Raw genomic sequence first — 22,239 nt, forward strand, 5'->3', positions numbered from 1 at the left:
AGGGAACAAAGAATGCGCACCGAACTCTATATCGACGGCAAGTGGGTCAAGCCCGTAAAGGGCGGCTCCACAAGCGTGATCAATCCGGCGACAGAGGAAGTCATTCAGCCGATCGCTTCGGCTAGTGTGGAAGATGTCGACATCGCGGTGAAGGCCGCCCGACGGGCATTCGACAAGGATGGCTGGCCGAAGCTGACGGGTGCTCAGCGTGCAAAATACCTACGCGCCATCGCGAACGGCATTCGTGCCCGGCAGTCTGAGATCGCCCGCCTTGAGGTGCTCGACAACGGCAAGCCGTTTCCTGAGGCCGATTGGGACATCGCCGATGCCGCGGGTTGCTTCGACTACTACGCAGGGCTCGCCGAGCAACTCGACAATAATCCGGAAGAGATCGTTGAACTGCCCGATGAGCGCTTCACGTCCAAGGCTGTCAAGGAACCTATCGGGGTGGCCGGAGCGATCATTCCGTGGAACTTCCCGTTGCTGATGGCCGCCTGGAAAGTTGCTCCGGCGCTGGCCGCCGGGTGCACAATGGTCCTCAAACCAGCCGAACTCACGTCGTTGACGGCGCTGGAACTTGCTGCGATCGTTGACGAGGTTGGTCTTCCACCGGGTGTCCTCAATATCCTGACAGGCTCAGGATCCGTCGCGGGGCAGGCGATTATCGACCACAAGGGCGTCGATAAGCTGGCATTTACCGGATCCGGTCCCGTCGGCTCTAAGATCATGGCAGCGGCCGCCCGTGACATCAAGCGCGTCAGTCTTGAACTTGGTGGCAAGTCGCCGTTCGTCGTCTTCGAGGATGCGGATATCGACCAGGCCGTCGAATGGGTGATGTTCGGGATATTCTGGAACCAGGGACAGGTCTGCTCGGGGACGTCGCGCGTGCTCGTCCAGGACACCATCTACGATCGCTTCCTGGCACGTCTCGTCGAGGAGACCAACAAGATCAAGATCGGCGACGGCCTCGACGAAGGTGTTCTTCTCGGGCCACTGGTCTCCAAAAAACAGCACGAGAACGTCGTTGCTGCGATCGAAGGCGCACGAAAGGCTGGTGCTACCGTCGCATGCGGCGGGGAGCGTCCTGAAAGATTCGAAAAGGGTTACTACCTGCAGCCGACCGTCCTGACAGACGTTCCGCTCGACAGTGGTGCCTGGGTCGAAGAGATCTTCGGGCCTGTGGTTTGCGTCAGGCCGTTCAAGACGGAAGAGGAAGCCGTTGAGCTCTCGAACGACTCTCGCTTCGGACTTGGTGCTGCAGTCATGTCGAAGGATGACGTTCGCGCCGAGCGCGTAGCAGCTGCGTTCCGTGCGGGCATCGTGTGGGTGAATTGCTCGCAGCCAACGTTCACCGAGGCTCCCTGGGGTGGTTACAAAGAGTCTGGTATCGGCCGGGAGCTGGGCCGCTGGGGTCTCGATAACTACCTCGAAACCAAGCAGATCACGAAGTACGTCACCAACAAGCCCTGGGGCTGGTACATCAAGTGAGGTCGGTCGCCGTGGCTACCGGAAACAATCTCGAGATTCTGCTTGTCCACTGCCAGGGCGAGCTCGGTCACGTGCTGATCGGCGGCGCTCCGGAAATTCCCGGCGCGACCATGCTCGACAAGATGAACCACATCAACAATGTCGACGACAGCCTTCGTCGCTTCGTGACTTTCGAACCGCGGGCCAACGTCGCCATGTCAGTCAATCTGCTGGTCGCGCCGACCCGACCCGATGCGGACGCAGGCTTTATCGTCCTTCAGGCGGATCGCGCGCACCCGATGTCAGGCAGCAACTGCATCTGCGTTGTGACGGCACTCCTTGAGACGGGTCGCGTTCCGATGGTCGAACCCGAAACGACGGTCAGGCTCGATACGCCCGCCGGACTGATCGTGGCGCGCGCCAAGTGCGCCAACGGCCGTTGTGTGGGCGTCAGTCTCGATAACGTGCCAAGCTTCGCAGAACTCCTCGACCACGAGATCGACACTCCACAGTGGGGCCGCATCAAGGTCGATGTCGCGTTTGGCGGGGTCTATTACGCGCTCGTGGACGTGGAGCAGATCGGCCTGAAGATCGAACCGGACAACGCCCGGGAGCTCGCCGAGGCGGGCATAGAATTGAAGCGGCAGCTGGCGCAGCAGGTGAAGGTTTCTCATCCGGCATTGTCCGGCGTTGACGAGATCGCATACGTGATGTTCCGCGACAAGGAGCCGGACGGTGCTGTGCGCACTTGCACAACCTTGCAGCCCGGTCGCGTGGACCGTTCGCCATGCGGCACTGGAAGCTCCGCGAACTTGGCGACGCTCCATGCGCGAGGTCTGGTTAGTGTCGGCGATACCCGGATATCGCGTTCGATCATTGGTGGCGAGTTCAAGGCCGAAGCCATAGGTGAAACCGAAGTCGCCGGGCGCAAGGCGGTGCTTCCGCGGATCACGGGCAGGGGATACGTCTATGGTCGGACGGAGCTGCGGGTTGCTGATGACGATCCCTTCAGGAGCGGGTTTGCGCTTTCGGATACTTGGGGGCCGCAGGTCGGCCTCCTGAAATGAGGTGAGGACATGACGAAGGTACTCGACGGACAGGTCGTTCTGGTGACAGGAGCATCGGGCGGCATTGGTGCGGCAATCGTGAAGCAGCTTGCGGAGGAGGGCGCCCGCCCGGTCATCCACTATGGCCGTGACAGGGCAGGTGCCGAAGCCCTGCTGGCCGAAATTGGTGGAAGCGGCTGGATCGTTCAGGCCGATCTCTCTTCCGATGACGGACCATTCGAGCTCTGGTCGAAGGCGGTCGACGTCTCCGGAAGGGTGCATAGCCTCGTCAACAACGCTGGCATCCGGACAGAGATATCGATCGAGGCATCCGTTGGCGACTGGAAGGCTGCCTGGCAGCGTGAGTTCCAGATCAACTTCTTCGCCGCAGCCGACCTCAGCAAGGAGGCGATCCGCCATTTCAAGGCCAACGGTGGCGGCAGGATCGTCAACATGGCAAGCCGGGCAGGCCAGCGCGGATATGCTGCCGACGCGATGCCCTACGGGGCAACCAAGGCGGCCCTCGTGAATCTGACGAAATCAATCGCCCGTAGCTTCGGCGCCGACGGTGTGACCGCAGTGGCAATTGCGCCTGGCTGGGTCGGCACTGAGATGGCACAGGATTTCATTGCCACTCACGGGAAGGCCGCTGCTGTCTCCGATATCCCAATCGGTGAAATTGCATCAACGAAGGAAATTGCCGATCTCGTCGCCTTCGTGCTTCGACCAGGACAGGCATCGCTGAACGGCTCGACGCTGGACGTCAATGGCGGCAGTTATATTCGCTAGGAGGAAGTGTCCATGGAGCGTTTTGAAAACAGGGTTGCAGTTGTGACGGGAGCGGGTGGCGGCATCGGGTCGGCCATCGCCCGGCGGCTCGCCTCCGAAGGCGCACTCGTCGTGATCACGGACGTGAACGAAGCCGCTGCCAAGGAAGTAGTCGACGAGATCAAGGCCAACGGCGGGGACGCCGTGGCTATCGCGGCCGATATATCAAACAAAGAGGCTTGCGCGTCACTCATCCAGCAGTCGTTCTACTTGAAGAAGAGGATAGATGTTCTCGTCAACAACGCGGGCATCAATCGTCGCGGAAACCTACTGTCGTTGAGCGACGAGGATTGGGACATCAGCTTCACCGTGAACCTGGATTCGATGTTCCATCTTTGCCGGGCGGCTCTTCCGCATATGATCGCCGCCGGCGGCGGAGCAATTGTAAATACAGCCTCGCAGTGGGGGCTGTATCCGGCGCCGAACCACATCGCCTATAATACCACCAAGGCGGCCGTGGCTGCCTTCACGCAGAACCTCGCCCGTGACTATGCTCCCGAGAAAATCAGGGTGAATGCCGTGTGCCCGGGCGAAATCCACACTCCGATGTTGGAAGCGGGAGTAAAGCGCTCCGGACGCACGATTGCCGATCTCGACAAGCTCGTACCATTCGGGCGTATTGGAAAGCCGGAAGAGGTGGCGGCGTTGGTCGCCTTCTTGGCGTCGGATGAGGCAGCGTTTATGTGCGGCTCCCTGGTGGAGATCACCGGAGCCCAGGCCGTAGCCTGACCGACGGCTTTACTGCGGGGAGCTTCGAAATAATTTAGGCTTCATTTGAACCGAGACGATCACCGAAGAGAAGATCGACTGTATGATGACGGTACTTCTCGAAGTGGTAAAGGTGGATCCGTTACTCCTCTAAACCCCGTGACATCCTCATCTTCGCTATTCGACCACGATGAATGATACCGGCGTTGTTCACGAGGATGTCGAGCCGCCCAAAGTAATTTCGGGCCCATTCGACTAGTCCTTCAGGTTCTCCGCCGTCGTTAACGTCGCCGCGGCTGGACATCACAGGGTATCCATTATTGATAGCTCACCACATAGGTTTGCGCCTGCAAACTCATCGCGACCGGTAATCAGTAACGATGCGCCTCGTTGACAAAAATCCATCGCGATCGAAGCCCTATTCCTGACGTTTCGCCTGTAAGCGATACACTCATTCCAACGAATCCTCGCTCTCCACGCTTGATACCCTTCAGAGAGCTTCAGAAGCGTTCTGCCTGTTGGCGATCAGGTCATCGACCACAGCTGGATCGGCAAGCGTCGATGTATCGCCCAGCGAACCGAAATCATCCTCGGCGATCTTGCGCAAGATTCGGCGCATGATCTTGCCCGACCGGGTCTTCGGCAGCCCAGGCGAAAACTGGATCTTGTCGGGAGCGGCAATCGGGCCGATCTCGTTGCGGACATGCTTGATCAGCTGCTGGCGCAGCTCGTCCGAACCCTCGTTCCCGGCCATCAGCGTGACGTAGCAATAGATGCCCTGACCCTTGATCGCATGCGGATAGCCGACAACCGCCGCCTCGGACACGAGGCTGTGCGACACCAGCGCCGATTCGACCTCGGCCGTGCCGAGACGATGGCCGGAGACATTAAGCACGTCATCGACGCGACCGGTAATCCAGTAATAGCCATCCTCATCCCGCCGGCAGCCGTCGTCGGTGAAGTACTTGCCCTTGTAGGTCGAGAAGTAGGTCTGAATGAAGCGCTCATGGTCGCCATAGACCGTGCGCATCTGCCCCGGCCAGCTGTCCGTGATGCAGAGATTTCCGTCTGCGGCTCCCTCGAGCACGTTGCCTTCATTATCCACCAGCTGCGGCTTGACGCCGAAGAACGGCTTGGTCGCCGATCCCGGCTTCAGATCGGTCGCGCCAGGCAGCGGCGTGATCATGTGGCCACCCGTCTCCGTCTGCCACCAGGTGTCGATGACAGGGCAACGCTTGTCGCCGACAACGTTATAGTACCATTCCCAGGCTTCGGGATTGATGGGCTCGCCCACCGTGCCGAGCAGACGCAGGCTGGACCGCGACGAACGTGTCACGAAGTGATCGCCAGCACCCATCAGCGAGCGGATAGCCGTTGGCGCTGTGTAAAAGATGTTGACCTTATGCTTGTCGATGACCTCCCAGAAGCGTCCCTGATCTGGAAAGTTTGGAACACCCTCGAACATCAGCGTCGTCGCGCAGTTCGCAAGCGGACCATAGACGATATAGGAATGGCCGGTGACCCAGCCGACGTCAGCCGTGCACCAGTAGATATCGCCTGGATGATAGTCGAACACATATTCGTGCGTCATCGCCGCGTAGACGAGATAACCGCCCGTCGTGTGCAGCACACCCTTCGGCTTGCCGGTAGAACCCGATGTATAGAGAATGAAAAGCGGATCTTCCGCCTTCATCTTGGCGGGCGGGCACTCCGGCTTCACCGTCGCCACTTCCTGGTGATACCAGAGGTCGCGACCCGGCGCCCAACCCGTCTTGCCGCCGGTGCGGCGAACCACCAGAACCTTCTCGACGATCACATGCTGGCGTGCTGCGATATGGATCGCGGTGTCGGTGTTCTCTTTCAGCGGCACCGGCTTGCCACCGCGCACGCCCTCGTCGCAGGTGATGACGAAGGTTGATTCGCAGTCGACAATGCGCCCCGCCAGTGCTTCCGGCGAAAAGCCGCCAAAGACGATTGAATGCACGGCGCCAATGCGGGCACAGGCAAGCATTGCATAGGCCGCCTCGGGGATCATCGGCATGTAGATGGTGACGCGATCGCCCTTCTTGACGCCATGCTTCTTCAGTACGTTCGCCATGCGGCAAACATGCTCGTAGAGTTCGTTATAGGTGATCTTCTTGTCGATGTAGGGGTTGTCGCCCTCGAAGATGATCGCGACCTGATTACCGTTGGTCTTCAGGTGCCTGTCGATACAGTTGTAAGAGACGTTCGTCTGGCCGTCTTCGAACCACTTGATCTTCACATTGCCGGTGAAAGAGGTGTTCTTCACCTTCGTATAAGGCTTGAACCAGTCGATCCGCTTGCCATGCTTGCCCCAGAACTTATCCGGATTTTTGACGCTCTCCTCGTACCATTTCTCGTACTTGGCCTTGTCGATCAACGCATGGTTTTTAACAGGCTTTTGCACCGGGTATATTTCCAATGGCGACCGTTCATCCTGGGGCATCATCTAACTTTCAACTGAAGGGAAACGGTGAGCATCAATTCAACAAGCAAACCGCCGGTCGGCGCGTGGCCAAGCCGGCGGTGCCCCTCGGGAGGAGGATGCTATCTGCTAACGCCGTGATGGCGGCGTCGGTTATTCAACATTGGCTTCAGCGGATGGACTTTACCTTGTCCATGAATGCCTTCACACGAGCTGGATCGACCTGGTTTGCGAATTTTCCATCGATCTTGAAGGTGGAGCCAACAACAGCGCCGTCGGCGACGGCAAGCTGGCGGTCGATGTTCTCCAGACGGCAGCCGGTGTTGCAGAGGACGACGGTGTCCGGAACTGCCTGCTTGACCGACGTGAGAATCTGGGTGTCCGTTTCAGCGCCGGCTGTCAGACCCGAAACGCAGAGGGCGTCGGGAAGGTTGTTGAAGACGGTGCTCTTGGCGATATCGACGATGTCGCGGTTTCCGAGGTAGCTCGCGGCTTCCGGGACGATGTTGTAGAGCATGCGAAGGTTTGGCGTAAGGCGAGCCTTGTGACGGACGGTCTCGCCGACGTTGGTGTTCCATAGGCCGAAGTCACTGGCGTAGACGCCGCTGATGATCTCGCGGATGAACAGTGCGCCGGTCGCGGCCGCCAGGTCGATCGAGGCAATCGGGTCCCAAAGGACGTTGACGCCAAACGGAACCTTCACATGTGGCATCATCTCGCCGATTGCACGTGCCATAGCCGCAGTGGTCTCGGTCTTCACCTTCGTCAGGTAAGGAAGGGAGAATTCATTCGAGAACATCACGGCGTCAACGCCACCGTTCTGAAGGTGCGTCAGGTCTTCGAGAGCCTTGTCGATGACCTTCCGCATACCACCCTTTTCGTCGTAATGGGGATCGCCGGGCATGGCCTGCATGTGGCACATCGCGATGATGGGCTTCTTGACGCCGAAGACTTCCTCAAGCCAGTTCATTTTTTCTACCCTATGTTAGTGTGGCACCGAAAACTGTCTGTTCGTCAGGCTGGCTGACTGTGGGCATGAAGGGTTGGCGCTTCCGTTTTGCACCGATCATTGCCTCACCGAACTGCATTCGAACATTGTGTGTTTGTTTGCGTTAATTATTGTTCGGTTAAGGTCATGATTAGCAGGGAATGTGTTCGTGTCAATGATAGATAGTTGTTATTTGTTCGAATTAACTGAATTCCGTGCGCGATTGTGTGAGTTATCGGCACGCTCAGAGTGAAACGAACACGGTTACGCGAATGATGGTGGCCAAGCGCGCTGGGACCACGCGCCTGGCGTCAAACCTCCTGAGGTCACTTGTTCGCGCCGGCAGCGAGGCCCCGAACCAAGAAGCGGTTGAGGAAAATCACCACCAACAGCGGAGGTATTGAGGTCAAGATGCCCGCGGCATTCATCAGTCCGTAGTCGACGTAATTCTTGGCGACGAACTCGGTGATCAGGACGGTGAGCGGCTTGGTGCTGAGCGTCGGAGAGAATACGAGAGGGACGATGAATTGTCCCCACGCGCCAAGGAATGTCAGGATCGCCGCGGCCACAATGCCTGGTGCAGCGAGCGGCATCACGATGAAGCAGAGCGTGTAGAGCCTGCCGGCTCCATCCAGCGCTGCCGCTTCTTCCAGCGAAATCGGGAGAGCTTTGTACGTGCCGCGCATCAACCAAAGAGCTAGAGGAAAGAATGTCGTCGTGTGAACGAGCGTCACGCCGAGGTACGTGTCGACCAGCCCAGCTGACACCATCATGCGATAGAGCGGAATCATGACCGTGTAGGCCGGGATCGCCAGCGTCGCTATGACCGCCATGAATATGGCATCGCGGCCAGCAAACGATATGCGGGCAAAGGCATATCCCCCGAATGCAGCCAGTGCCGTGGTCACCAGCGTCGCTGCAGTCGAAACGAGGACGCTGTTGATGACGGCCTTGCTGAATTGAGGCCAGACTGACGAGATTGCCTGACCCTGAAAGGTACTCACCGCGCCGAGCAAGTTTCGATAGTGCTCGAGGGTGAAGACAGGCGGCCAGTAGTTGGGCGGTACTGCGGTCATGTCGACCGGGCGCATGAAGCTGCTGACCAGGGCCCAGTAGATAGGTCCGATCGACCAGATCAAGAGCACGGCAATTCCAACAAAACGAACTGCGTGGGTAGTTTTGCTTGTGCGGATCATGAATCTAGTCCTGTCTCGCGCTTGATGCGGGCGATCAAAATGAGCGAGGCGATGATGGTCGCGATCATCACAAGGACCGATAGCGCCATGCCTCGAGAGAATTGCAGGTTCTGGAACGCGAGCATGTAGACCTGGATCAAGACCGTGCGGGTATCGAGATTTGCGCCGCCGAGGAGCCATGCCTCATCGAATAGATTGAACGCATAGACGATGGATTGCGTCATCGCGATCGCAGCAACCGGCCAGATAAGGGGAAGGGTGATTGACCAAAACGATCGGAAACGGGTGGCTCCATCCAGATCGGCCGCCTCGTAGAGATCATCAGGAATGCTCTGTAGTGCCGCGAGGACAAGTACCGCTGTCAACGGCATCATTCGCCATGCGTGAACGATCGCGGCGAGGAATAGGCCGGTAGCGCGGTCATTGAACCAAACGTGGTAATGGTCGATGATTCCACTTCTGAACAAGATGTCGTTCAGCAGTCCGTAACTCGGGTGGTAAATCCAGGTCCAGATCAGTGCATTTACGACCGGCGGCATGGCCCACGGTAGGACGACAGCGGCCAGAAGCCACTTGCGACCAGCTCCCATGCCGTTCAGGAGTACCGCGATGGCGATACCGCCTACTGTCTCCAGAATAACGGCTATGATTACAATCCAAAAGACATTTGCCCAGGCAATGGCGATATCTGGATTGGACAAGACCGCTTTATATTCGGCGAAGCCGACGAAGGGAGTGTTCGCCTGCATCGGGTTAACCCGGTGCAGGCTGCTCCACAAGGTCATAACCAGTGGCAAGAGAACCATTCCGGCCATGACCAGAAGGCCAGGGCCAACAAGCAGGCTTGAAAGCCCTAAGTTTTTCCAGCCTTCGCGCCGCCGGGTGTTTTGGGGCGGTTTCGGCTGGTTCGGGAGAGCTTCAATTTGCATGTGCGTTCTCAATCCATCGGTCACGAGCCCGCTCCTTACTGTTGGGCGATGATTTCGTTCGTCTTGTCGACCATCTGTTTGATCGCGTCATCGACAGAAATCTGGCCTTTGGCAGCCTGGTTGATGGCGCTGGAAACCGCAGTGCTGAACTCGGGATACCAGGCCGGAGCGCCGGTGGAGAAGAAGGGCTGAACCTCAGCAACCTGGGACAGCACCGTCGGGTTGACCGCGACTTCACCCTTTTCGCTGAGAGTCTTGAGGACCGATGTCCGCGTAGGAAGATTGCCGAGCGCTTTTCGCATCTGCATCTGGGCGTCGGCAGTCATCAGCCATTTAATGAACTCGGCGGCAGGTTCCTGGTTGGGCGATGTCTTGGGTATGCCCACACCCTCCGGGAGGCCATAGATGCGAACCTTGCCGTCTTCGCTCGGAAACGTGGTCGAATCTACCTGTCCAGCGACCTTGGTTTTGGAAGCGTCGTTATAAACTTCGAGGTTTGCGACCCAGCCATTGAGGTCGATCGAGCCCGCGCCGCTCTTGAAGAGTTCTTGGACCTGGACGTCGGTCAGGCCAGTCGCACCGGGGTCAATGAGGCCGTCCTTGACTGCGGAAATCAGCCACGCCATGGCCTTGTAGCCGGCGGAGTCCTTATCGCCGAAGGCTGGTTTGCTATCGGCGTCCAGCACGTCGCCGCCGAAGGCCTTTGTCAGGAGATACCACGTCGTGGACGTACCTTCTGTCGCCGACAGGGGAAGAACGATCGGATAGTTCGCAATGCCCTTGGCTTTGATGGCCTTGGCCGCCGCGGTGACTTCGTCGAGCGTCTTTGGTTCGTCCTTGATGCCGGCTTTTGCCAGATGGTCTTTGTTGAAGATCAGGATACGGAAGTCATTGTTCCAGGGAAGGCCGATGATCGACCCGTCCGCTTCGAAAATGCGGGTCGGCGGCATGTCCTGCTTGTCCTCGTCGCTGACGAGGTCGTTCAGCGGTAGAAACCAGCCCGTCTGCCCGAACTGATTTGCCCAGGACCAGTCAACCTCGACGACGTCGCCCGGCGCGCTTCCCGCCAGCATCGAGGTTACAACCTTCGACCGGATTTGCTCCCATCCGAGTGTCTGCATGTCGACGTTGATACCGGTCTTGGCGGTGAAGTGATCTGTCATTTCTTTGGGAAGTGTGCCCCATGGCGGGAGAACGACGGTAACTGTACGCCCTGCGTATGGCTTGGCATCATCAGCGAACGACGGGCCGACAAAGCCGAGCGCGAGCACCATTGCCGCCGTGGCGAGTAAGGAACGTGAGATTGTCATTGGAATTCCCCTTTCTTCGGTTTTGTTTCTAGGCTTACGGAAATGAGAGCGCGAAGCTCCAGGTATCAGTCAGGCGATGCGCTTTCCGCTCTCCTTGTCGAACAGGTGCGTTTGCTCGGTTTGGGGCATCACGTGCACGCTATCGCCCGGTCGGGCCGAGAGGCGCTGCCTGCAAACAAGCAGGACTTCATCGTCGCCGAGACGTACGAGCAAATGCGTTTCAGCACCCGTGGGTTCGCAGACCAAGACCTTCGCCTGAAGACTATGATCTCCTGAAAGCTCCAGGTGTTCGGGCCGAATTCCGTAGATCGCGGTTTGGCCATTTCTGGCCGACGAGATTGCAGGAAGTGGCAACTTGATTCCGGAATCCGTGAGGAAGCCATCTTCTCGGATTGTCCCAGGCAGATGGTTCATTGCCGGAGAGCCGATAAAACTCGCCACGAACACATTCAATGGCTTGTCGTAGAGCTCCAATGGCGTCCCGACTTGTTCGATCTTGCCATCACGTAGAACGACGATCTTGTCCGCCATGGTCATGGCTTCGATCTGATCGTGCGTGACGTATATCGTCGTGGTCTTCAAACGTTGATGGAGTTGGCGGATCTCGGCGCGCATCTGTACGCGGAGTTTGGCATCGAGGTTGCTTAAAGGCTCATCGAACAGAAAGACCTCAGGATCGCGAACGATAGCGCGACCCATGGCCACCCGCTGGCGTTGGCCGCCGGAAAGCTGACGCGGATACCGATCCAAGAGCTTCGAGAGGTGAAGAATGTCCGCAGCTTTTTCGACTTTGGACTGAATGTCACCCTTTGCCACGCCCTTTAGCTTCAGCGAGAACGCTATATTTTCAGCGACAGTCTTGTGAGGATAGAGGGCGTAATTTTGAAAGACCATTGCGATGTTTCGGTCTTTGGGAAGGACCTCGTTGACCACGCGGCCTCCAATCGCAATTTGACCGCCCGAGATGCTTTCCAGCCCTGCGATCATGCGGAGAAGGGTGGATTTGCCGCACCCCGACGGGCCAACCAGAGCCACGAACTCACCGTCGGCAATTTCCGCCGAGGCTCCGGGGATGACATTGACGGCACTGTACGACTTGCGGACTTCTCGTAGGCTGACGCCTGACATCGCGATCTCCGATTCACATTGTTCAATTTGATTAATGACCGCCCTGCAAGTTCGGACATAACAGAACAATAACAAACATTGAGATGATTGCAACGAATTTGAGCGAGTTCCAGTGAGAATCTCGCCAGTCGAATGGATATGCATGGCGAAGGAATATCGAGATTCTCGCTAATCCATTGTTGTGCATATGATTTTGTAAAGGAGGCAAGGTTGCATCCATGATTGAGAACCAAAACGAGGGGTTCGATCTTGGCCTCAACTGACTGAATATTTCGCTCAAAATCACACCTGTTAAACGGCATCGAATACTGTTATGTTTCAAATTGTGTGATTTGATGTGCGAAATCGGTGCTGGGCGTCGTTCGCATAGATCAGAGGCGTAAATGACCAAGATGCGTATAAATGAAAAAAACATGGATCGCGCTGTTCGAACGAAAGTTCTAGGACGCGTCAGGAAGGAGCGTATGGCAGCCCGTGTCCGGGCTCAGGGCTTCCTCTCTAGCGCCGACCTTGCGGTCGAGTTCGGGGTCTCTGAAATGACGATCCGCCGAGATTTGGCCGAGCTGGAAGCGGAGGGGACCGTATACCGGACCCATGGCGGGGCGGTGATCGAGGAGGTCAAGTCTCAAACGCAAGACACGCGTGAGCCCTTTTTCGACGAACGAAGCGAGTTGAATGGTGGGGTCAAAGCCCTCATCGCGACCGCAGCGGCGAAGCTCATCGGTCCAAGTAACTCCATCGCTCTCGATGTCGGGACGACCACGTATGCCTTGGCCCAGGAGTTGTCAGGTCGTTCAGACGTTCGTATTTTCACCAATAACCTTCGAATCGCGGCCCTGGACGAGTCTCATCTTGCGCAGACGTATGTTGTCGGTGGGAGAGTGCGCCAACCAGAGATGTCGCTGTGTGGGTCCGTCGCAGTCCAACAGCTGTCGAAGCTTTGGTTCGATTTTGCGTTCATCGGCGTGTCCAGCATCTCCACAGCGGGGATTTTCGACTATTCCATCGAAGAGACCGAAGTTAAGCGCACCTATCTCGAGCGTTCCACACGTAAGGTCGTCTTGGCTGACAGCTCGAAATTCGGTGGCGTGTCACTCGTGGAAATCGGATCGCTGCGGACGATCGACACGCTGGTGACCGACGCGGAACCGCCTGGCGACTTATCCATTGCTCTTCGAACAGCTGGCGTGCATGTGATCGTCGCAGACGGTTGACACCGGTGCTGACGTTCGATCGCACGCCGATTTGGTAGAATAGTTGTTCGAATCTCCCCAAATGTTTGTTTGTGACAGGCTGGCGCTATCATTATTTTCACCTCGCTGCTAAGATGGAGTTGATCAACAAGAGAGCACGGCATGAGCACTGAGCAGGCAGAAATGAAAACCACGGAGCGCCCGAAGTACCTCGCTCAGGTCCGTCACTCGGCGATTTTGGATGCCGTCACTAAGCACGGCTCTGTCACCGTAACCGATATGGCCCAGCAGCTTTCGGTGTCTGAGATGACAATTCGTCGCGATCTGGTCGAGTTGGAAAAGGCAGGAAAACTGGTCCGTACCCATGGTGGAGCGGTTCGTTTGGACGATGGCAATTCTTCGGCGGCAGAAGAACAATTCGACCAAGAAGAACCAGCATTCGAACGCCGGCAATCTCGCAACGCCGATCTTAAACGGAAGATCGCGGCCGCTGCTGCTCAAATCGCCTCTAACGCACGCAGTGTCGCGATCGACGTGGGTACGACGACGTTCATGTTGGCTGAAATGATGGATGGTGAAACGCACGCTAAGGTGTTCACCAATAACATTCGCGCGTCGACAGCTCTTGCTGCCAAGGGCGTTGAGGTTTATCTCGCGGGCGGGCGTATCAGGGAAGAAGAAATGTCCACCAGCGGTCCGGCGGCGACGTCTCAGTTTGCGTCGCTCTGGTTTGATATGGCGTTTATCGGGGTCTCGGGCCTGACGGTAAATGGCGCGTTCGATTATTCCTTCGAGGAAGCCGACATGAAGAGGCTGTACCTAACCCGGGCAACGAGAAAGATCGTTCTATGCGATTCGACAAAGTTCGATCGCATGTCGCTCGTGAACGTGGGAGCGTTGGCGGACTTCAATACAATGATCACCGATGCAGAGCCGCCCGCCGCGCTTGCAGCAGCGTTGTCGAAAGCGGGCGTCGAGATTATCGTAGCCGCATAAGCAAATCCGGCGAATTCACATCCTACACCTGCGCTGGCTATTTCCGTCACTGAAGTCGGCGGAGCGATGACTGGTGCCGCCAAGGAGATGTTCAAAATTCTCTTGAAGCCTTGAAAATATGTTTGTTAATGTTTGGACTATGTGCTTTTATGTTCGCGTGTAACGATGTCGAGCAAGCCTGGTGGTTTGACGATGTGCGTATTCTCGCCTGGACAACACGAAATTGGGCTGGCCACGATGAACTCGGTCGGTGCGATCTACGGTCCTACGATTTCGACGAATAGGAGAATTTTATGAGTGTTCTTGAGAAGTTTGGTCTGAGTGGAAAAATTGCGGTAGTCACAGGCGGTGCGCGCGGAATTGGTCGCGCTATTGCCGAACTCGCCGCCGCATCCGGCGCTGACATCGCAATTATTGACATCCTCGAGGAGACTGCCCAGCAGACTGCGAAGGAGATTTCCGAGTCAAGTGGCAAGAAGGTACTGGCATTTGGTGCTGACCTGACGAAGCCTGCAGCGTCGACGGAAGTCACGGACAAGATCGTCGCCGAGTTCGGGCGGATCGATGTGCTGTTCAACTGCATCGGGATCAATCCGAACACCGCGGCACTGGACATTCCTCCGGAGGAATGGGCAGCGGTCATGAATGTAAACGTCAACGGCCAGTTCTTTATTTCCCAGGCGATTGCTCGAAAGATGGTCGAGCGCAAGTCCGGTTCCATCGTTGCGATCGGTTCGAATTCCGGCTTCACGGTCGATCGGCCTCAGCCGCAGGCCCACTACAATACCTCGAAGGCTGCCGTCCATCAGATGGTTAAGTCCTTGGCAATCGAACTCGCTCCACATGGGGTCCGCGTCAACGCTGTAGCGCCCGGCTATGTCATCACAGAAATGACTGCTCGCGGCATCAGCAATCCCGAGTGGTTGCCGATGTGGAAGGACATGACGCCTCTCGGCCGCTTCGGTCAGCCCGATGAAATTGCCAACCTGATGCTTTTCCTTGCCAGCGATGCTGCAAGCTACATGACCGGCTCCATCGTGCTCATCGACGGCGGCTATACCTGCTGGTAGGGACTGTTTTCAAAATAGATTGCCTGGAACGCGCCGTCTCGGACGGCACGTTTTTTTGTGTTTTGGAACAACGCGCATTCATCATCGCCCCTAATTCCATTGCTGTGTTCGTTGAGAAGAATCTGACACAAACGAGCAAATATAAACATATGAGCTTGCGAATTTGTTCGAGTTGCGCATTAATGCCTATGGTTGCTGTTTGTTTAGCCAGCGATGGCGTCATTCAGCCGGGTTGTTTCGGTCGCCTCTCAATCAAAGGGGAACACAATGGCGAACAGAATCTTCGAAGTATTTGTCTCCGCTGCGGTCGCGCTTATGCCGCTTCCGGCGCTTGGTATCGACTGGCAGCAAGCGAAAGGGGAGGAAGTCACTCTCTTGTTTAATGCCCACCCTTGGACGACTGCCGTCGAGAAGCGAATTCCAGAATTCGAGAAGCTCACTGGCATCAAGGTAAAGCTGCAGACTTATCCGGAAGACCTCTACCTCGACCGTATGCAGCTCGCGGTCCGCTCGACCCACCCGATTGCCGACGTCTATTTCGCATCGCTGGACACGGTAGCGTTTTCGCAGTGGTCGGCCGGACTGATGGAGCCATTGTCTCCTTACATCAATGATCCGTCACTGACGGACCCCAGCTACAACTTCAAGGATTTCCCAGAAGGCTTCCGCCTCAGCGCATCGTTCCCTCCGGGCGATCAGAACGCGCAAGTTTACGGCATCCCCATCACGTTCGAAGCCTATATGCTTTTCTACAACAAGAAGCTGGTGAGCCAGTACCTCGGCGGCAAGGTTCCGCAGACTATGGACGAGCTCGTCGCAGACGCTGCTAAGGTCACGGCCGAAGGGAAGGGCCAGGTCTTCGGCTCGGTAGCCCGCGGAGCTCGCAGCGTTGGTATCTTCGACACCGTGTCTGGCGTGATCTTCGATAGCTGGGGCGCGGCGTCACCAGCCCTGCCGTACAACATCTGGTTCGACGGTGACTGGTCCAAGCCCCGGATGACCGATGATCGCATCGTGGCCGGTCTCAAGAATTACACTGGTCTGCTCAAGGCAGCGCCATCGAATGCCCTATCGATGGATTGGCCGGAAGCCACCCAGCTCTTCAAGGATGGTCGTGCCGCGTTTTACGTCGATGCGAGCGTGTTCGGTCCGACGTTTGAGGACAAGGCACAGTCGAAGGTCGCCGGCGACGTCGGTTACATGCCTCTTCCGCCAGCGGTCGAGGGTGGCAAAACACGCTCTGGCCAATGGCTGTGGTCGCTCGCTATCCCAAAGAACTCGGCTCATAAGAAGGCCGCCTGGCTCTTCGTGCAGTGGGCAACATCGAAAGATCTCGACGTCAGCAATGGTATTGCTACCGGTGGCGCTCCGCGTCGTTCGACCTGGGACAACCCGATCTTCACGAAGGAGCTGAATGCGGACTTCACGAAGGCAGTCGGCGTGGCGATGGAATCGACATCCCCGACGGCCGTGTTCAAAGAAGGTTGGGAAGAAGGCGCGCTCATGGTCATCGACGCGATGCACCAGATTTACGGCGGCACCGATCCCAAGGACGCGGCAGCGGAACTGCAGGAAAACATCACCAGCGTCATCCATTGACACGACGAGCGCTCGCCCGAGGGCGAGCGCTTCCACTGCAATTCGCAGGCTGCTGGAGGTTCCAGTAAGCCTGGACGTCTAAGGTAAATCCCAATGCAAGACGGGAAAACTGCTTCCAATTCTCCTTGGCTGTATCTGCTGCCCACCATAGCGATCCTCGGGGCCGCAGCGCTATACCCCCTGATCCAGGCCTTCGTCCTGAGCCTCTACGATCTGCGGTGGGGCGAGAGCGCCCATTTCGTCTGGTTCCAGAACTTCGTTCAACTGTTTTCGGACGGACGCGTATGGAAGGTGTTTGGCCGGACGGCGCTATTTTCGGTCCTTTCGGTCAGCATTGAAATTGTCCTTGGGCTCATATTCGCTCTCGCAGTGGACCGCCTTCTCTGGGGGCAGGGAATCGTCCGCACCATCATTATCCTGCCGCTGATGATATCCGGCATTGCGACATCCCTAATTTGGAAGGTGCTTCTCGACCCGGCATCTGGGCTGGTCAACTATGTCCTGACTCTGGTTGGTGCGGCGTCTCCGCCAGCATGGTTCGGTTCATCGGCCATGGCTCTTCCTTCATTGGTACTCGTGGACACATGGTGGCAGACAGGCTTCTCGTTCATAGTGCTAGCGGCTGCCATTAAAGGCTTACCCGGCGAGACGTTTGAAGCTGCAAAGATCGACGGAGCCACGTCGTTTCAGACATTCCGTTTCATCACTCTGCCTCTGCTGCTGCCGGTGATCGGAACCATCGCGATCTTCAGGCTTATCGATACGCTCAAGGTCTTCGATATCGTCTTCGGCACGACGGGTGGTGGCCCGGCGCAATCGACAGAGATGATTCAGACATTTGCCTATCGGACTGCATTCAAGTTCCTCGAACTCGGACGGTCCTCTGCGATCATGGTGATCTTCTCGGTCATTTTCATTTTGATCTGCGCGATCCTGATTTTCCGGGCCGAGAAAGTGGAGGGGAAATAAACATGCGATTTCTCGACCGAACCCCTTCCGCACTGGTGATCTGCTTCGCCACGCTAGCGTTGGGAATGCCGATCTACAGGTTCGGATTTCGTACCGCCGAGTCGATCCCCGCTCCAGCAATCGTGCCGGAGACTGCAACCGGACTGCTCGCCAACCATCAACTAGCTACTGTGATCGTCCTGACAGTCGTTATCCTTGCCTTGATCGCGTTCGCGATGGTGGCGGGCTCGAAGGGCGACGGGAACCGATAACATGAAGTTCGTATCTGCTTTGCCACAACGACTTGTCGTCCTTGTCGCCGTGTTGTTTTCCGCATTCCCGGTTTACTGGATTGCAGCTATGGCGCTCAAGTCGCCGCTTGATGCCTTCGCGACGCCACCTCTTTTCGTGTTCACACCCGTCTGGGAGAATTTCAGCCGCGCCTGGGAAATGGGTAACTTCGGCCAGTCGATGACGAACAGTCTTGTCATCTGCATCGCGGTAAATCTGATCACCCTCGCAGCAGCCGTGCCGGCCGCATTCGCGCTGAGCCGTTCCACGTTCCCCGGATACAAGCTGTTTCTGGTGGCGCTGCTTCTGTTCTACCTTCTGCCCGAATTCCTGTTCATCATCCCGCTCTACAGCGTCTTCCAGAACATCGGGCTATTCGATACGCGCTTCGGCTTGATCATCGCCTACCAGGTATTCTCGCTCCCGTTTGCTATCTGGCTACTGCGCGGATTTTTCGCGGAAATTCCCCGGGACATCGCCGAGGCCGCGGCACTCGACGGCTGCTCGAACTTCTCGGTACTTTGGCGGATGTACATCCCGTTGAGCGTGCCGGGTATCGCGGCAGTCGTCATTCTTAACAGCATCCGCATGTGGAACGAACTGACATACGCCTTGGCGTTGACGTTCAGCAATTCACAGACCGTGCCGCTGTCGGTCGCTTCGTTTCGAGGCTATGGCCAGATGGACTGGGGGGCCATGGCTGCCGGAGCAGTCATTTCCGCCGCTCCGATGATCATCATGGCATTGTTTGCTCAGCGATATATCGTCCGCGGCCTTACTCTTGGCGCTGTGAAGTGATCTCAGCGAGGTAACATCAAGAAAGACCTTGAGGGCCAGTTGACCAGTTCTATTTCAAAGCGCCGTACCGCGCTTTTCGCATTCTTCTTCGTCCCTGGCCTCTGCATTTCGTCTTGGATTACGAGAACCCCGGCCATCCGCGATGGTCTAGGTGTTTCGATCTCGGAGATGGGTGCGGTGCTGATCGGACTTTCCGTTGGTTCGATGACAGGCATTCTGTGCGCCGGCACGCTGGTCAGTCGATTTGGTATCAGGGCCGTTATGGCGGCCGGACTATGGTTCATCGTCCTATCGATGGCGACAATCGGAGTCGGAATGCACTTTGCATCCGCACCGGTTGTCGCCCTTGGCCTGGGCTTTTTCGGCTTCGGGATGGGGGCGGCCGAGATTGCCGTCAACATGGATGGCGCAGAAGTAGAACGGATCACCGGGAAGCATCTTCTACACGCACTGCACGGGTTCTTTAGCCTTGGGACGGTATGTGGAGCCTTGGTCGGGCTTGGTCTCAACGCTCTCCGTTTTCCGGTCACGTGGCACATGGCATTGGTCGCACTCGCATGCGCCCCCGTCATTGCGACGATGATCAAGCATGTTCCTGTCGGGCGTCAGGGCGCTGTCGATGCCGCCGATCGAACGTCTCCGCGGGGAAGAAAGCCAGCCGTATGGAAAGAACCGGTTGTTGTCATGATTGGATTCATCGTTCTTGCCATGGCGCTTGCCGAAGGTGCTGCAAACGATTGGCTACCGCTGCTGATGGTGGACGACTACGGGTTTGACCCAACATGGGGGTCAGCTGTTTTCCTTGTTTTCGCGGCGGCTATGACAGTCGGACGGTTCGGTGGCGGCGTCGTGTTGAATTATTTCGGGCGTCGCGTGACCATCGCGATAAGCGCTTTGACGGGCGCGATTGGAATCGCAATCGTAATTTTCGCCACCGATCCTGCATGGGGTGCGGCAGCGGTCGTCCTTTGGGGGCTTGGCGCGTCGCTCGGATTCCCAGTGGCATTGTCTGCGGCGGGGGATTCCGGACCTGACGGCGCGGAACGAGTGAAGATCGTTGCGATTGCCGGTTATGTCGCGTTTCTGGTGGGCCCTCCGTTGCTCGGTTTCATCGGTGAAAATTACGGGCTTCGGAATTCGATGATCGTGGTTCTGGCCCTGGTAATAATTGCTGCCGCGGTTGCTCCAGTTCTCAACGTGATCGAGAGCGCTGACGCATCGGACGCGGATGGAGAAAATTCCCGTGAAGGATGCTAGTTTGTCGTCGCCCCGAAGGTGACCATGCCATTGATCAATACGCGCGGCGCAAGCCGGTCAACATCACTTCCACGGCTACAACGCCCATTGCCAAGTAAGGCGTGAAGTTGATCGTGAACTCTATCGCGTCGAAGCCGATCTGCGCGGTTCCCTTCCGGGAGCTCGGCTTGCTGGAAGGCAAGAATTATCAGCACCTTTGATCGCGGACTGTCGGAATTGCCTGCATCACCGTTCGCGCATCGTTGGCAAATCGCCCCTCACACAAGTGTTACACTTCGGGTTTCTGAGCAGGGGCTAAAATCAGCATGAACTTTGTCTATACGCTACGAAACTCCCCATCCAAAGGGGACGCCGATGAACTGTCCCGACTTTGGCGGTACGTCAAAATCGACTTTTAGCAAACGACGAGGAACAACCAGTTGCGTTGAAAGCTCTCGCTCGAATTCGTCTTTGGTTAGTCGTCGGACGAACACTGGATCGGTGTCATCGCTGCCATCGTCCGGGTCCAAGCGCGTCAGTACGTTCACCGTATCAATAAAGACACCCGTAACTCTTAGCCCATCCTTATGTGGTTTTGTCGCGATTGATGCCGACACCGAATGTCCCTTGCCAGGGACGGCGTGGAATCGGGCGTTGGCCGCCCTCAGCACATCTGAAATGAAGTCGAAGCTTTCTTTGTAATGGTCGTATAGCTGCAGTTCGAAAACCTCATCAAACATGTTTCCCTTTATCGCTTCCCGGAGATGCCCATTGGAATCAAAAAATATCTCGAAGAGTATGCCGTCGAGCAGAGCGCGAACCTTCGCGGAACTCATTCCAGTCGTCTTGCTGGTGAAGCTTTTGATGAAACTCTCGGCACTCCGTGAGCCACCGTTTGCAGCTTGATAAAGGTTTCTGCCCAGGACGAAGAGATTGTCTTCCTTCACCGTATCGAGGAAAGCTGGCCTTAGTTGTTCGACCGCAGGATTTTGAACGTACCAGTCGTGTGACTTTAAGCTGCGGATAATCTTGTGAGAGCCCTTCGCCGGATCGAGCACGAACAGACGATCCGCGATCGCCGAAGGTCCGTAGATGTTCACGACGCTGTTAGCACTTACATTGAAATAGAAGTCTCCAGAAAGGGACGTATGTTCCCACGTCGTTTGACGACCGTTCGTAGCCGCCGAGACAGCGTTCCTAATGCGCTTGAAAACTGTCTCGATGGGGCAATCAGGCGCATCGATGTGTTGAAGAAGAGCACCGGTGTATACTCCGTTCCCCACCCTTCCGTCGCTAGCGACCTGGCCAGGGGAAGTCGCGAACGCAATGATCGTTCCGCGAGGAGCGAAAACCGAGGCCAGGCCTCGCGTGGCTGGGGATCGGTGCCACGACCTCTCAAAGGGATTATCGCGGCAAGCATCCAGAATGATGATTTTGGTGTCAGCTTGCGATTTATCAAGTAAGTCGATCACCTGGTTAAGCGACAGGGAAGAGTATTTTGCTTCGTTTTCTCCTGTCGCGTCGGTATCGCAAGCAAACAGAAAGTTTTCTCCATCAATCTGTATCCCGTGCCCCGCAAAGAAAACAAGAGCACTGCATCCCGGTTCAAGCGAGGAGCCGAACTTTGTCAGCCCTGTCCGCATATCTGCATAGTTCCCGTCGGTCACCACTGTCGTTTGAAACCCATATTTCTCGAGCTTCGCCGATAAGGAGGTAGCATCGTTCACCGCGTTGCTCAGTCTTTGGGTGTTGGGCCCGACGTAATCGCTGTTGCCGATGATAAGCGCCGATCTCTTTTGCAAGTCCACTTCTCCGTATGGCAAGCTCACCGAAGTCGACGAGTTTGCGGTGTGATGTAGCCAGAGTCAGCAAGCCACGTTGAACGAGCCTAACGCCAGCGACTCATCGGCCCATATGGCTAGAAGTGTTGCGATCTGGTCAAGTCGTAGAGCATACGCATTCACCGCCGTCGGTTCTGCGGTCGTTGCGTTTCTGCAAGGGCATCGAGACAAAGGGCCAATGTTGTCGCGTCTTTGCAATAATCCTGTGGTCTTGCGCCCCC

The 22,239-nt window shown here is 56.8% G+C and carries 20 protein-coding genes; 12 read left to right on the forward strand and 8 right to left on the reverse strand.

What is annotated here, in order from left to right:
* Nucleotides 1–12 precede the first annotated feature (12 nt).
* Genes AC5YUO_RS26825 through AC5YUO_RS26840 form a run of 4 tightly spaced genes read left to right on the forward strand, consistent with a single transcriptional unit; the run spans nt 13 to nt 4,070 of the window.
* Complete coding sequence (locus AC5YUO_RS26825) at nt 13–1,488, forward strand: aldehyde dehydrogenase family protein (protein WP_496156791.1); 1,476 nt, start codon at nt 13–15, stop codon at nt 1,486–1,488.
* Between the two features lie 11 nt (nt 1,489–1,499).
* Nucleotides 1,500–2,534, forward strand: coding sequence for a proline racemase family protein (locus tag AC5YUO_RS26830; RefSeq protein WP_496156792.1), 1,035 nt, complete (start codon nt 1,500–1,502; stop codon nt 2,532–2,534).
* Nucleotides 2,535–2,543: 9 nt separating this feature from the next.
* A complete protein-coding gene (locus AC5YUO_RS26835) occupies nt 2,544–3,302 on the forward strand; it encodes an SDR family NAD(P)-dependent oxidoreductase (RefSeq protein ID WP_496156793.1) in 759 nt (252 codons plus the stop codon).
* A gap of 12 nt (nt 3,303–3,314) precedes the next feature.
* Nucleotides 3,315–4,070: an SDR family NAD(P)-dependent oxidoreductase gene (locus tag AC5YUO_RS26840; RefSeq protein WP_496156794.1), complete on the forward strand. Its 756-nt coding sequence runs from the start codon at nt 3,315–3,317 to the stop codon at nt 4,068–4,070.
* Between the two features lie 121 nt (nt 4,071–4,191).
* Here AC5YUO_RS26840 and AC5YUO_RS26845 read toward each other — a convergent pair whose 3' ends face one another.
* The 7 genes from AC5YUO_RS26845 to AC5YUO_RS26875 form a co-directional block, all read right to left on the reverse strand.
* Nucleotides 4,192–4,353 (reverse strand): SDR family NAD(P)-dependent oxidoreductase, encoded by a 162-nt coding sequence (locus AC5YUO_RS26845; protein ID WP_496156795.1) that lies wholly within the window; start codon nt 4,351–4,353, stop codon nt 4,192–4,194.
* Between the two features lie 186 nt (nt 4,354–4,539).
* The gene (acs, locus tag AC5YUO_RS26850) at nt 4,540–6,516 is read right to left on the reverse strand and encodes an acetate--CoA ligase (RefSeq protein ID WP_496156867.1); all 1,977 of its coding nucleotides are present in this window, start codon (nt 6,514–6,516) and stop codon (nt 4,540–4,542) included.
* 148 nt (nt 6,517–6,664) lie between these two features.
* Nucleotides 6,665–7,465, reverse strand: a complete 801-nt coding sequence (locus AC5YUO_RS26855) for a BtpA/SgcQ family protein (RefSeq protein ID WP_496156796.1) — start codon at nt 7,463–7,465, stop codon at nt 6,665–6,667.
* Between the two features lie 344 nt (nt 7,466–7,809).
* Entirely contained in the window at nt 7,810–8,679 is an 870-nt protein-coding gene (locus AC5YUO_RS26860) for a carbohydrate ABC transporter permease (protein ID WP_496156797.1), read from the reverse strand.
* Nucleotides 8,676–9,632 carry a carbohydrate ABC transporter permease gene (locus tag AC5YUO_RS26865; protein WP_496156798.1) on the reverse strand — a complete coding sequence of 319 codons (957 nt, stop codon included), beginning with the start codon at nt 9,630–9,632 and terminating at the stop codon, nt 8,676–8,678. The genes AC5YUO_RS26860 and AC5YUO_RS26865 overlap by 4 nt, the downstream gene beginning before the upstream one ends.
* An 11-nt stretch (nt 9,633–9,643) precedes the next feature.
* Nucleotides 9,644–10,918 carry an extracellular solute-binding protein gene (locus AC5YUO_RS26870; RefSeq protein WP_496156799.1) on the reverse strand — a complete coding sequence of 425 codons (1,275 nt, stop codon included), beginning with the start codon at nt 10,916–10,918 and terminating at the stop codon, nt 9,644–9,646.
* Between the two features lie 69 nt (nt 10,919–10,987).
* Nucleotides 10,988–12,046, reverse strand: coding sequence for an ABC transporter ATP-binding protein (locus tag AC5YUO_RS26875; protein ID WP_496156800.1), 1,059 nt, complete (start codon nt 12,044–12,046; stop codon nt 10,988–10,990).
* A gap of 383 nt (nt 12,047–12,429) precedes the next feature.
* Between AC5YUO_RS26875 and AC5YUO_RS26880 the strand changes: the two genes are divergently transcribed.
* The 8 genes from AC5YUO_RS26880 to AC5YUO_RS26915 all read left to right on the forward strand — a co-directional run bounded on the left by AC5YUO_RS26880 (nt 12,430) and on the right by AC5YUO_RS26915 (nt 20,198).
* Complete coding sequence (locus AC5YUO_RS26880; RefSeq protein ID WP_496156801.1) at nt 12,430–13,260, forward strand: DeoR/GlpR family DNA-binding transcription regulator; 831 nt, start codon at nt 12,430–12,432, stop codon at nt 13,258–13,260.
* Nucleotides 13,261–13,401: 141 nt separating this feature from the next.
* The gene (locus AC5YUO_RS26885; protein ID WP_496156802.1) at nt 13,402–14,235 is read left to right on the forward strand and encodes a DeoR/GlpR family DNA-binding transcription regulator; all 834 of its coding nucleotides are present in this window, start codon (nt 13,402–13,404) and stop codon (nt 14,233–14,235) included.
* Between the two features lie 293 nt (nt 14,236–14,528).
* Complete coding sequence (locus AC5YUO_RS26890; protein WP_496156803.1) at nt 14,529–15,305, forward strand: SDR family NAD(P)-dependent oxidoreductase; 777 nt, start codon at nt 14,529–14,531, stop codon at nt 15,303–15,305.
* A gap of 267 nt (nt 15,306–15,572) precedes the next feature.
* On the forward strand, nt 15,573–16,904 hold the full coding sequence (locus AC5YUO_RS26895; protein ID WP_496156804.1) for an ABC transporter substrate-binding protein: 1,332 nt from the start codon (nt 15,573–15,575) through the stop codon (nt 16,902–16,904).
* A gap of 93 nt (nt 16,905–16,997) precedes the next feature.
* Nucleotides 16,998–17,873, forward strand: coding sequence for a carbohydrate ABC transporter permease (locus AC5YUO_RS26900; RefSeq protein ID WP_496156805.1), 876 nt, complete (start codon nt 16,998–17,000; stop codon nt 17,871–17,873).
* A 2-nt stretch (nt 17,874–17,875) separates the two neighbouring features.
* On the forward strand, nt 17,876–18,124 hold the full coding sequence (locus AC5YUO_RS26905; RefSeq protein ID WP_496156806.1) for a hypothetical protein: 249 nt from the start codon (nt 17,876–17,878) through the stop codon (nt 18,122–18,124).
* 1 nt (nt 18,125) lies between these two features.
* A complete protein-coding gene (locus tag AC5YUO_RS26910) occupies nt 18,126–18,941 on the forward strand; it encodes a carbohydrate ABC transporter permease (RefSeq protein ID WP_496156807.1) in 816 nt (271 codons plus the stop codon).
* A gap of 39 nt (nt 18,942–18,980) precedes the next feature.
* Nucleotides 18,981–20,198 (forward strand): MFS transporter, encoded by a 1,218-nt coding sequence (locus AC5YUO_RS26915; protein ID WP_496156808.1) that lies wholly within the window; start codon nt 18,981–18,983, stop codon nt 20,196–20,198.
* Nucleotides 20,199–20,521: 323 nt separating this feature from the next.
* Here the strand turns inward: AC5YUO_RS26915 and AC5YUO_RS26920 are convergent, their stop codons facing one another.
* A complete protein-coding gene (locus AC5YUO_RS26920) occupies nt 20,522–21,979 on the reverse strand; it encodes a caspase family protein (protein WP_496156809.1) in 1,458 nt (485 codons plus the stop codon).
* Between the last annotated feature and the right edge of the window lie 260 nt (nt 21,980–22,239).

It is taken from the genome of Agrobacterium sp. LEGMi-208b (assembly GCF_059511785.1).